The organism is Flavobacterium sp. MAHUQ-57 (assembly GCF_051908335.1).
Taxonomy (GTDB): Bacteria; Bacteroidota; Bacteroidia; order Flavobacteriales; family Flavobacteriaceae; genus Flavobacterium.
This window is the reverse complement of sequence record NZ_JBPZTE010000006.1, coordinates 666,679-679,581: the sequence shown is the minus strand read 5'-3', so window position 1 is coordinate 679,581 and position 12,903 is coordinate 666,679. Positions and strand designations below refer to the sequence as shown.

Sequence of the window (12,903 nt, the reverse complement as noted above, 5' to 3'; positions counted from 1 at the left end):
TTGAAGTCTTTAGTATAAACTAGGATATTTGGAAGGGTTGCTTTCGTGCATCATAGCATATACTTTTTCAAATATATCTTCTGTAGAAGGTTTAGAAAAATAATCTCCGTCTGTTCCATATGCTGGGCGATGTGCTTTCGCAGCCAATGTTTCTGGTTGACTGTCAAGATATTTGTATCCTTTTTGCTCGTCGATAATTTGTTGTAATAGGAATGCTGAAGCTCCTCCCGGAACGTCTTCGTCAATCACTAATAATCGGTTAGTTTTGGCCAAAGATTTTACAATATCATGATTAATATCAAATGGTAACAACGACTGGATATCAATGATTTCAGCATCAATTCCTACCTCTAATAATTCTTTAGCAGCTTGCTCCACTAAGCGTAAAGTTGAACCGTAAGAAACTAAAGTAATATCAGAACCTTCTTTGATGGTTTCAACAACACCAATTGGCGTTTTAAATTCACCTAAATTGGTAGGCATTTTTTCTTTTAAACGATATCCGTTCAGACATTCAACAATTAAGGCTGGTTCGTCAGTTTCTAATAATGTATTGTAAAAACCGGCTGCTTTGGTCATATTTCTAGGAACTAAAACATGAATTCCGCGAATAGCATTAATAATCATACCCATTGGTGAACCTGAATGCCAGATTCCTTCCAAACGATGTCCTCGTGTTCTGATAATTAATGGTGCTTTCTGGCGACCTGCTGTTCTATATTGTAACGTAGCTAAATCATCACTCATGATTTGAATTGCGTACAATAAATAGTCTAAATATTGAATTTCAGCAATTGGACGTAAACCGCGCATAGCCATTCCAATTCCTTGACCTAAAATCGTAGCTTCACGAATACCGGCATCGGCAACACGGAATTCTCCGTATTTTTCCTGCATTCCTTCCAAACCTTGATTCACATCTCCAATGTTTCCTGAATCTTCACCGAAAATTAATGTTTCCGGGTATTTAGAAAATAAGGCATCGAAATTATCTCTTAAAACCAAACGAGCATCTACTTCTTCAGCAGTTTCATCATAGGTTGGTGCTACTTCCGCAACAGAAAAAATGTTGTTTTCAGATTGTGAAAATAGGTGAGAACTGAATTTAGGCTGAATTTTTTCTGTATAGGCTGTAATCCATGATGCCAAAGTTGCTTTTCCACTTTCTTTAACAATCATGCGTAATACTTTACGTGCCAAAGTAATCAAATCTTTACGAATAGGCTCTTTGACAGCTGCTAAGTCTGCAGCATATTTTTCAATAAATATTTTATTGTCTGAAGAAGCTGCTACTGAATTCAACAACGCAACTAATTCGTCTCTTTCTTCTTTGATTGGAGTCGTAAAATTAATCCAAGCCGCTTTTTTACCTTCTAAAACGTCTTTTTTAGCCTGGGTATCAATTTCTTCTAACTCTTCTACAGTAGCTAAATTATTTTCCAATAACCATTTGCGCATCTGAGCCAAACAGTCAAATTCAGCCTCCCATGCTAATCGTTCTGCATTTTTATAACGCTCATGAGAACCTGATGTAGAGTGACCCTGAGGTTGTGTTAATTCATCCACATGAATCAATACCGGAACATGCTCGGCTCTGGCAACAGCAGAAGCTTTTTGATAGGTTTCCACTAAAGCCGGATAATCCCATCCTTTAACGGTCATAATCTCATAACCGTTATTCTCTTCATCACGTTGGAATCCTTTTAAGATTTCAGAAATATTTTCTTTGGTGGTTTGATGACGGGCGTGTACGGAAATACCATATTCGTCATCCCAAACACTCATAACCATTGGCACTTGTAAAACACCGGCAGCATTAATCGTTTCAAAGAATAAACCTTCCGATGTCGATGCATTTCCGATAGTTCCCCATGCGACTTCATTTCCTTTATCGGAGAAATTGGTCTGGTCAATGCCTTCTACATTTCTGAATATTTTGGATGCCTGAGCCAATCCCAACAAACGAGGCATTTGCCCAGCAGTAGGAGAGATATCAGCACTTGAATTTTTTTGTTGGGTAAGATTTTTCCAGTTTCCTTTTTCATCCAATGAATGCGTAGCAAAATGTCCGCCCATTTGACGACCGGCACTCATAGGGTCAAAGTTCAAGTCGGTGTGACCATATAAACCAGCAAAAAACTGCTCGATTGTCATTGCTCCAATGGCCATCATAAAGGTTTGGTCACGGTAATATCCGGAACGGAAATCACCATTTTGAAATGCTTTGGCCAAAGCCAACTGTGGCACTTCTTTACCATCGCCAAAAATTCCGAATTTCGCCTTTCCGGTAAGTACCTCTTTTCTTCCCAAAAGACTACATTCGCGACTAATTCTTGCAACTTTATAATCGTTGATTACTTCTGTTTTGAAATCTTCAAAAGTCAAATCTTTTTTATCTTCCACTTGTATCATATTGTGTACATGTAATTACGACAAATTTAAACAAAAACACGATATATTCTAATCTTACTGAAAAAAAAGTAATTGAATAATTCTTATAAAGAATGTTTATATAAAAGGTTTTATTTTAATAATTCAATAAAAAACAGCTATTTGTTAAATTATATTTAATAAACGGTGTGTTTTTTTAACTATTAAAACCATTTTCTGGTAAAAAGATTTATTAGCGTTTTTGGATTTAATGTAGCCATAAATCTGATTTTCTGAGGATAATTGTTTTGACACGGTTCAAATCCGTTGGATGAATATAATGGAAAAAACAACTCAAAATAATCGGGTACTAGATTGAAATGAATTCCGCTATCATAAACAAATTGGGCTTTACTGCCTTTATTTTTATAAAATCCTGCATCTCCGTACAATTGTATCCATTTCCAAATCGAGGAAGTAGTATTTACTGTTGAAATCCATTGATTGGCGTATGGATTAATGAATTTTGACTTGAAGCCTCCTTCGGCAAGTATGATCTGTTGACTGAAAATCCCTGAATTCTCCGAACGCCCATAATATTGGTAGTCAAACAAATAATCTTTGGGTCTGTCTAGTGCAAAATTGAAGTAATCGGTTGTTGTTCTTTTGTATAAGAATGTACCCGTATAAAAACGTAACCCAAGTTGGTAATTGTTTTCAAAAAGTTTTCGATAGATACCTTCAATAGTAAACTTTCCAAATTGATCCGAAAATTGTAAATTACCCGAAAGGCTATAGGTTTTGGCTGTTTCACCGTCACCAATTCCATATCTGAGATCAAACACCGAATAGTGTAACGGATTCAAATCATTAACCAATAATGGACTGGATTCTTTGCTTACCGTTACTTGTCTCAAACTAATGCTCTGCCAGAAGTTATCTCTTAAATTGTCATTATTTCTAAATTTAAATAAGACAGACGGTGTTACTCTTAAATAACTGGCATCTTGGATGTAATGAAAATAGGCACTACCTAATGAATAGCGTATTTGAAACAGATCGGAATTTTTTCTTTGTTGTGTAAAATTCGCAATACCAAAACCGGTAACCGAACCTGTATTGGTTGAAAAACTTGGACTAACCGTAAATGAAAAAGGTTTTTCAATGAGCGCTTTATTGTTGAAACTCAACGAAACGATGGCACCATCATATACATTGAATCCAATTTCGGGAACATAAAAAATTTGAAAATAGGCCGGATTTTCAATGTCTTTCAGGAAAGAAAACTTAATAGGTTTGTTGAGACTGAAAAAACCTTTCAATGACTTGAAGTTATTACGGTTATTGATTTCAGGAATATCATTTTTATGATTTAAGATGATTTTGTCAACATCTGTGTTTTGTATAGTGATGGTGGTATCCGATGCTGTGGGCGAATACCACTGTTCAAATACTTTCTTTCGTTTTTTAAATCCCGATAAAGAAAACGGAACCGCCAAATGGGTTTTGTTTTGTACTTCAACTGTAAGATCATCTCCGTTTTTTTTGACTTCGCCAAAGGTAACATCAATCTGGTCTGGAGCTGTAACAATGTTGTCAAAGAACCAAGTAATATCTGCACCCGCATTTTTTGTCAGTTGTACTTTAAAATCTTCGGCAGTAGTTTTTTGTTGTTTGTTTACGTTAAAAAATGCTTTGAAACCTGCCTCAACACCATTATTTCTTAAATATTTTCTTAGAAACGAATAAGCAATACCGGCTTTGTATTTATTGGCTATTTGCTCGTTAAATTTGACAAGGTTTTCTTTAGAGGTCACAAGGCTCTGATCCAAATTTTTTCGGGCCATAAGCATATAAAGTAATTGGTATTGGTCATTGAAATTGGCTTTGGCAACCTGGTAACCTTTTATGATTTTGAGCTGACCCAAACCGCCCAATAACTTCAAATCAGGATAGTTCTCTTCAATGTAAGTCATCAGTAAATAGGTTTGAATGGCGTCGAAAAGATGATGATCTTTCCTGAAATCAATATTCAAATTTTGACGTAAATAATTTCCGGTGTAGGTTTTTAGGAATTTGAGCTCAAAAAGAAAGGAATTTGGAAACGGACTCAGAAAATTAGGTAGCTGATTTAGACCGTAAAAGGGATTTCTGTCATATTCGGCTTGGGTTATAAGGAATTTCGATGGGAGTGTTTCGCCTAAATTCGCTGCCGTAAAATTGATGACTTTGTCTATAATTAGTGCTTTTTGATATTCCGTAATTTTGGAATCGTACAGATTGGTTTCTACTTCTGCTTTCTCATTTCGGTAGGATTCAAATGTTTTCTTTTTTTCAATGATTATTTGAATGTCGTTTAAGTACTGACCTTCGAATAGCAATTCTTTTTGTGTCGTATTGTTTTCTGATAATAAAGTTAAATTAGTAGAGGCTACATATTCTATAGGTACTACTAATTTTAATCGGGCTAAATCTGTTTTCTCGTACGATGCATCATCGATGTTTTCATTGCTATATTGGACCGAATTCCCATTTGTATCAATGCGTGCGATATTCAGCAAAAAATCCTTCAGATAGTAATTCCCTTTGTCAATGCCGTATCTGGTAAACTTAGCTTCAGGAAGTTTAAGAATATATTCCAAATGGATGTTTACCGCCTCCGCTGGATTTAATTTTTGTTGTAACGGAATTTCTATTAAATCAATTTGATTATTTACTCTTCTCCAAAATGTTTCTGTATTGTTGATACTAATCGTTTTGATGGTCGTAAAACCTCTCTCGCGTTCTCTGGAAAGATGAAAATTTCTGGAAAACTCATCGGAAAATCTTCGCCCTAAATGGGAATCTTTATCCGAATACGCATGATTCCAATCATTTATAATCAAATGGTCAATGGGTTTTTCAGAGGTATTGACAAAGGCTATATCCTGTACAACGAGTAAATGTCCTGTTTCACTGTCTAATGTCAAAACAGCGTTCACATTTTGTTGACTCAATCCAATAACCGAATTCAGTACAAGTAGTATAAAGTATATTTTAGTTAGGCTAATCTTCAATTTTCAAAATAAATGCAATGTAACATTAAAAATGCAGATAACAGTCATAAAAAATATAAGTGTTTTCTGATGAATTTTACAACTACAACGTTGTAGTTGTGATTTATTGATAATTTAACGGTAATTAATACGCTAAATCTTTGCTTTTGTCTAAATTGCTCTTCCCAAATTTAAAGGATATGGTGAAAAAAATACTCTTCTTATTACTTTTTTGTAATGTGTCTTTCGGTCAGGTGGTTATCAATGAATTGGATGCCGATACGCCTAGTACTGATGTCTTAGAATTTATTGAACTGAAAAGCACCACACCTAATTTTTCTCTCGATGGTTATGTTTTGGTCTTTTTTAATGCAGGTAACGCAGATACAGCCTACATGTCATTAGATTTGGATGGTCTTACCACAGATGTTAATGGTATCGTCACTCTCGGTAATTCGGCAGTAAGCCCGTCACCGGATCGTGTAATCAATAATAATACTATTCAAAACGGCCCTGATGCTGTGGGTTTATATTTGGGTAATCCTTCCGATTTTATCAACGGAACTACCGTGGCCAATACAAACAATCTGATCGATGCTTTGGTACATAAAACAAACGATGCGAATCCAACGAGTCTCATGACTGCACTGGGGGTTTCAATCGCTTATGATGAATACATTAGTGCTGCTAGTCCAAGTGATGTGAATTCAATTCAGAGAAAAGAGGATGGTACTTACGAAACTAAAACACCAACTCCAGATGTTCCTAACGATGGATCGGGTGTCGTTTTCAATACAATGACTGTAACGATTTCTCCTACCGGTGAGCAAACCGAACCCAATAGCTTTACCATTCAATTTTCGTTGACTTCAAATGTTACAGGTTCTAATCTTGATTTTACGTATACATTAGCAAATGGAAGTTTCACTACTGCAGATTATACTGCCAATCTAAATGTAACAATTCCAGTGGGTGCCAATTCGGTAAGCCGAGTTGTTGCTTTGGTCGATGATGCCATCAATGAAGGCGATGAAACCTTAATTATTAAATTGGGTGCATTACCGAATGGATATACTAAATCAAATGATAATATTGAAGTACGAATTCATGACAACGATTATGAGATCAAGCCTTGGGGACCACCCAACGCTCCAACGTACGGTTTGTGTCCCAATTTAACTCCGGCAGGTTATTATGATTCGTTGGAAGGTAAATCGGGTAACCAACTCAAACAGGCTATTCAAGACATTATTGCGAATCCGGCGGTGGTGAGAGAACATAACTATGCTGAAGTTTGGGATATGTTGAAAGAAGCCGATCAAAATCCTCTAAACAGCAGTCAGGTTTGGTTAATGTATGTTGAACAACCAAGATCAAAATTGGACCAACAATCTGGACCTAGTGGTGTCGGAAAGTGGAATCGTGAACATATTTACTGTCAGTCCCGAGGAAATTTCTTCTTAGACGATATGTTGCCGAACGATGGTATCGATGTATGGACTAGTACTGATGCCAATGATATTATGGCTGGTGGTGCCGATGGTCATCATTTGCGTGCCGAAGACAGTCAGGAAAATACAGCACGAAATAATAAAAATTATGGGGTAGACCCAACAGGTACCGACGATTATAACGGTCCTGCCGGTACTTCAGGTAGCTGGAGAGGTGATGTGGCACGATCTTTATTTTATATGGCGGTACGTTACAACGGTTTGAATGTTGTGAATGGTTTTCCTGGTGAACCAACTGGAAATATTGGTGATTTGTCAACATTGCTAACTTGGAATGCTACTGATAAAGCCGATGATTTTGAAATGAATCATAATAATGTAATCTACAATTGGCAAAGAAATAGAAACCCTTTCGTGGATTATCCTTTGCTGGCCGATTTCGTTTTCGGAAGTAGAGTAGGGGAAACCTGGTATTCGTCTCTTTCGAATGATGATTTTGGATCAACTTGGAAGGTAAGCGTATATCCAAATCCTGCCAAAGATGTTATCTCTATCAGCGGATTGAAAGAAATCGCTACAGTTGAAATTTATTCGATTTCGGGCATGAAAATGTTTGAAGGCGAATACACTCCGGATGCTCAACTAAATTTGAACTTGTCAAGCGGGATTTATATGGTGAAAGTTACCGAAGCCAATAAAGCAATCGTTAAAAAGTTAATCGTTAGATAGTACTGTTTTTGTGAAATTTGAATACTAAGAGTCCTGATCTTTCGGGGCTCTTTCTTTTTTGGTAAATGATATAACTGCCAAAAGAAAATGAACTCCTGTCAAAAGGATTTTTGCTTCTGTCAAAAGAATTCTTGCTTCTGTCAAAAGAATTCTTGCTTCTGTCAAAAGGATTCTTGCTCCTGTCAAGTTGGAATTTGTTCCTGTCAAATGAAAATTAGCTCCTGACAAATAGAATCTTGCTTCTGTCAAGTTGGAATTTGTTCCTGACCAATAGAATCTTGCTTCTGTCAAGTTGGAATTTCTTCCTGTCAAGTTGAAACTCCTTCCTGCCAAAAGAAAATCCCTTCCTGCACAAAGAAATTTTCTCAGTACAAAAAAGGATTTTCTTTTATCAATTAGAATTTGGAATTTTTATCTTGGAATTTTTACAAAATCTCTTCAATATTTTTCTTAATGTTTTCCGCTATTCTTTCTGTCGGTAAGTCATTTTCATCATTCCCGAAAGGATCTTCAATTTCTTCAGCAATTAATTCCAAACTCGCCAAAACATAGAAAATGAAAATAACGACAGGAATAGTATAATACCCTAAACTGAAAACATATCCAAAGGGTAAGGTCATGACATAAAAGAAAATGAACTTCTTCAAAAAGACACTATAAGAAAACGGAATAGGAGTGTTTTTGATACGCTCACATGCTCCGCAAATATCAAGTAATGCGGTAATTTCAGGATTTAAAATCAACAACTGTTCGTCGGTTATTTTTCCCTGCTTTTTCAGTTCATTCAGCTTTTTGAAAAGTAACTTAACAATCTGATTCGGTTTGTGCTTCTTGTGCTCAACATTGATATTGAATTCTTCAAAAAGCTCCTGACTTATTTGTTCGTCTTTCAAATGCAAATTCAATGCATACGCATAATAAGGAATGGTTTTTCTGAAAAATAGTTTGTCTTCTTTAGTTTCTAAAATTCCTGATAATTTTACCGCTAAATTCCGACAATTATTTACTAACGCTCCCCATTGTTTTCTTCCTTCCCACCAACGGTCGTAAGCAGTATTCGTTCTAAAAACCAACAACAATGAAATCACAAAACCCAGCATGCTGTGCATTATGGTAATGTTCTTTACATGACTTGTTTCTGCTAATTTAAAATACTCAATCTCGAGATATGCAATAACACCACAATAAATAGCAATGCTAATAATCAAAGGCAATAATGCTCTGAAAGTATCTGCTTTGTGGAATTTAAAAATAAAGGTAAACCAGTCTTTCGTATTATATGAAATCATCTATTCTTGTCTATAAACTCTAGTCATTTCAATTTTCTCCGGTGCATGAAGTACCATTGGGAATTTTTCCACTTTTACAGAACTACTATCTAAACCGAAAGCTCTTTCCTCAGATAATGAGAATTTCTTGAAGAAGAAATACGCGTTCATAATGAACTTCTCATAATAACTCATAAAGCTGTCATACGAAAGGAATTTCTCAGAAAGTACAAATTTAAAGTCACCAATAATGTTATTCTTATGTAACGATTCGTAACGGCTAGTGATATCTACTTCTCCCTTCGCTACCATGTCTTTGATTACTTCTTTGAACATCAAATTGATTTTGGTAGGTTCCCTGAAACCAAGATTGAAATCTATTCGATACAAATCGTCTTTCAAAATTTCGGTTACTTTGTATTCTTTTCTATACGGTTCGTTAGTTACATTCACGTGAATGAACCAATACATATCTGCTCTTTTCGGTCTTTTTTGTAAGATCGAGTACATCACTTTCTCTTCTATTTCATCAACACGGTTGGCATTCGTCATATATACTAAATGTGTAGCATATTTCGGGATGGTAAGATCCACACTTAACTCGGCCAATACTTTTTTGTAATGGTCAATTTTTACAATTTTCGTATATTCTTTACTGATACGTTTTGCCGTATGCCAAATGGTCATTACGAATATCAATACTGATGCAATGATTAAAGTAACATATCCACCATGAGCGAATTTATCCAAACAAGCAACTAAGAAACTGAATTCAATTGCTAAATACAATAAAATGATAGGGATAATGATATAACTAGCAATGCGTTTCATTACCATGTAATACATCAATAATAAGGTAGTCATAATCATACATAATACGATTGCCAAACCATATGCTGCTTCCATTTTACCCGATTCTTTGAAGTACAATACAATTCCAATACAGCCTGCTAATAATAACCAGTTAATCGAAGGAATGTACAATTGTCCTTTTAAATCGGTTGGGTATTTAATGGTAACTTTTGGCCAAAAACTCAAACGCATAGCTTCATTGATCAATGTAAATGATCCCGAGATTAAAGCCTGGGAAGCAATAACTGCAGCCATTGTTGCAATTACGATTCCGAAAGGTAAAAACCAATCCGGCATGATAAAATAAAACGGATTCACATTGTTCGCATTGATGCTTGTCAATACTTCACCTTCGTGTTTGATTAAGTAAGCACCTTGCCCGAAATAGTTCAATAACAAAGCAACTTTTACAAAAATCCAACTGATACGAATGTTTTTTCTTCCACAATGTCCCATGTCGGAATACAAGGCCTCAGCTCCCGTTGTACATAAGAAAACAAAGCCTAAAACATAAAATCCTTCAGGATGTATTTTTAATAAGTGAATCGCATAGTAAGGATTAACAGCACACAAAACATCAGTATTATGACTAATTTGGATAACGCCCAATACCGCTAACATACCGAACCAAATCGTCATCATTGGCGCAAAAAACTTACCTACTAAACTGGTTCCGAATTGCTGAATGATAAACAATACACACAAAATGGCAATTACAATTGGAACTGTATTAAGTTCTGGATAATAGGTCTTCAATCCTTCCACTGCCGAAGATACAGAAATAGGAGGAGTAATGATACCATCTGCCAACAGTGCCGATCCACCAATAATGGCAGGTACAATTAACCATTTTATTTTAGTACGTCTAACCAATGCATAAAGTGCAAAAATTCCACCTTCGCCGTTGTTATCTGCCGAAAGGGTTATGATAACATATTTTAGAGTGGTCTGTAAAGTAAGTGTCCAGAAAATAGCAGAAATACCGCCAAGAACAACGTCTGTTGCAATAGCATGCGTACCTATTATGGCTTTCATTACGTACAAAGGCGATGTTCCAATGTCTCCATAAATAATTCCTAATGTGATTAAAACTCCTGCAAAAGTGAACTTACTATGAAGATCGTGATGATTTGAAGAACTCATTAAAATTTGATTTAAAACACCAAAATTATAACATTTTAAGAATCCTAAAGTCTTTTTATTTAAAAATTATAAACCTAATTTTACAAAATATTGTTAATTAGTTCGTTATAAAATGAAAAAAGGAATCATTATATTGTTTATTGTCTTTTTAACTCTCTCTTGTTCAGCTGATAAGAGCTATATGGCTAACCCCAAATTTACTAGCGTCCGTATTGATACAATTTTGAATGAGAAGGTAAGTTCAAGAGCAATTCTTATCGATAATGAAAAGGTTTGGTACGCAGGAAACTTTGGAAAGTTTGGAGCAATTGATTTGAAAAATCCAAATGATAAATATAATGGACTTATCGAACGTGAGAATTTGAAATTGGAATTTAGAAGCAGCGCACAAACCAAAAAATATATTTTTATACTCACAGTAGCGAATCCGGCATTGCTCTATCGTATTGATAAGGAAACTAAAGAAATCAAACTGGTATACGAAGAAAAACATCCAAAAGTATTTTACGACAGTATGCAGTTTTTAAATGATAGGGAAGGTTTTGCTATTGGTGATCCAACCGAAAATTGCCCTTCATTTATCAAAACCTCTGACGGTGGTGAAACTTGGCAAAAAGTTTCCTGCGATAACTTGCCAAAATTTGAAGATGGAGAAGCTTTTTTTGCCGCCAGTAATACCAATTTGATTTTAAGAGGAAATTCTATGTTTATGGTATCTGGAGGGAAGAAATCTAGAGTTTCGGTTTCTGAAGATAAAGGTAACAATTGGTCAACGTACAATACACCTATAGTGCAAGGCGAAGCGATGACTGGTGCCTTTTGTGCTGATTTTTATGATGAAAAAACGGGTATCATTGCGGGCGGAAATTATCAGAAGTTGGAACAAAATTTTAAAAATAAAGCGATTACTACCGATGGAGGCAAAACTTGGCAATTGGTTGCGGAAAATCAAGCCTTTGGATATGCTTCCTGTATTCAATATTTGCCAAAAAGTAATGGTAAAGCCATCATTCAAGTTGGTGCAAATGGTGTATTCTATTCACGTGACGGTGGAACTAAATGGAAGCAATTGAGTAAGGATACAGATTTTTTGACGATACGATGTATAGACAATAAATCGGCTATTGCTACAGGTAAAAACAGAATTGTAAAATTGACATTTCAGTAAATAAAAAAAGAGTCAAACGACTCTTTTTTTTATCTTCTAAATCTTCCGCCTTCCCTGCGTTTTTGAATTTGCTTCAATAGTTTTTGTTTGAATTCTACTTCAATCTGACGTAGCATTAATATTTTTTGGTTTGGAATAACTCCTTGTAATTCCTTAACCAACTGTCGGCGGCTATTTTGAATGTCATTTTCCAGACGCTCGTCTTCTTCCATCAGTTTTGCTGATTCTTTTTCTGAAAGCGTACTCGCATTTTCCGGACGCAGTTTCATCATTAATTGTCGCTTTTGCTTCTGTAATTCAGATTGTCTATCATCAAACTGATTGAAAATAGGCCAGAATTTCTGAGCTTCATCCGGAGTCAGTTGTAACTTATCTGAAATATAGGCTATTCGGAGCGCTTTGATTCGCTCAATTCGATCTTCTGCATCTTGACTATAAGTTACAAGTGTTGCTAATAATAAAAGTAGTGTATATATTTTTTTCATTTTAATTCAAATATTCGTTGATGTAGGTTTCTGTTTTGGTATCATAAAGCTGCATTTCATTTTCTAAGGAAGCAATATCTTCGTCGGTCAAATGTTCAGCAATATCTTCAGTGGTTAAATCATTTTCATAGGCCAAATACTCACTTGATGAAATTATAGTGTTTGCATTCGTTTGCGCAAAATAAGTCCAAATACCAAAGCTGAGTAGGAAAACCGCAGCAACACTCGATATCCAAAATGATTTTCGTTGCCACAATTGAATTACTTTGGTGTTATTTTCTTCAAACGGAAGTTGTTGTATCAATCGTTCTTCGAAGGTATCAAAGTAATTGTCTGGGATTGTAAAACCGCTTTCAATTTTTGGATCGTTATGTAAATCAAACTTCTTCATATTCGTAAGAC

Annotated in this window: 9 protein-coding genes; 2 read left to right on the top strand and 7 right to left on the bottom strand. The window is 35.4% G+C overall.

Going from position 1 to position 12,903, the window contains the following annotated elements:
* Positions 1–9: 9 nt before the first annotated feature.
* Together ACS8MM_RS03410 and ACS8MM_RS03405 are read right to left on the bottom strand one after the other, a co-directional pair.
* Positions 10–2,412, bottom strand: a complete 2,403-nt coding sequence (locus tag ACS8MM_RS03410) for an alpha-ketoacid dehydrogenase subunit alpha/beta (RefSeq protein WP_379713040.1) — start codon at positions 2,410–2,412, stop codon at positions 10–12.
* A gap of 182 nt (positions 2,413–2,594) precedes the next feature.
* Positions 2,595–5,426, bottom strand: coding sequence for an aminopeptidase (locus tag ACS8MM_RS03405; protein WP_379713038.1), 2,832 nt, complete (start codon positions 5,424–5,426; stop codon positions 2,595–2,597).
* A 179-nt stretch (positions 5,427–5,605) separates the two neighbouring features.
* Between ACS8MM_RS03405 and ACS8MM_RS03400 the strand changes: the two genes are divergently transcribed.
* Positions 5,606–7,585, top strand: coding sequence for an endonuclease (locus ACS8MM_RS03400; protein WP_379713036.1), 1,980 nt, complete (start codon positions 5,606–5,608; stop codon positions 7,583–7,585).
* Between the two features lie 24 nt (positions 7,586–7,609).
* On the opposite strand, the gene ACS8MM_RS03395 is transcribed toward ACS8MM_RS03400, so the two are convergent.
* The 3 genes from ACS8MM_RS03395 to ACS8MM_RS03385 all read right to left on the bottom strand — a co-directional run bounded on the left by ACS8MM_RS03395 (position 7,610) and on the right by ACS8MM_RS03385 (position 10,848).
* Positions 7,610–7,897 (bottom strand): hypothetical protein, encoded by a 288-nt coding sequence (locus ACS8MM_RS03395; protein ID WP_379713034.1) that lies wholly within the window; start codon positions 7,895–7,897, stop codon positions 7,610–7,612.
* 113 nt (positions 7,898–8,010) lie between these two features.
* Positions 8,011–8,874, bottom strand: coding sequence for a bestrophin family protein (locus ACS8MM_RS03390; protein WP_379713032.1), 864 nt, complete (start codon positions 8,872–8,874; stop codon positions 8,011–8,013).
* Complete coding sequence (locus ACS8MM_RS03385) at positions 8,875–10,848, bottom strand: KUP/HAK/KT family potassium transporter (RefSeq protein WP_379713030.1); 1,974 nt, start codon at positions 10,846–10,848, stop codon at positions 8,875–8,877.
* Between the two features lie 112 nt (positions 10,849–10,960).
* Here ACS8MM_RS03385 and ACS8MM_RS03380 point away from each other — a divergent pair, with 112 nt between their 5' ends.
* On the top strand, positions 10,961–12,016 hold the full coding sequence (locus tag ACS8MM_RS03380) for a WD40/YVTN/BNR-like repeat-containing protein (RefSeq protein WP_379713028.1): 1,056 nt from the start codon (positions 10,961–10,963) through the stop codon (positions 12,014–12,016).
* A gap of 29 nt (positions 12,017–12,045) precedes the next feature.
* Here ACS8MM_RS03380 and ACS8MM_RS03375 read toward each other — a convergent pair whose 3' ends face one another.
* Together ACS8MM_RS03375 and ACS8MM_RS03370 are read right to left on the bottom strand one after the other, a co-directional pair.
* A complete protein-coding gene (locus tag ACS8MM_RS03375; RefSeq protein ID WP_379713026.1) occupies positions 12,046–12,501 on the bottom strand; it encodes a sensor of ECF-type sigma factor in 456 nt (151 codons plus the stop codon).
* A 1-nt stretch (position 12,502) separates the two neighbouring features.
* A complete protein-coding gene (locus ACS8MM_RS03370; RefSeq protein ID WP_379713024.1) occupies positions 12,503–12,892 on the bottom strand; it encodes a hypothetical protein in 390 nt (129 codons plus the stop codon).
* Positions 12,893–12,903: the final 11 nt, after the last annotated feature.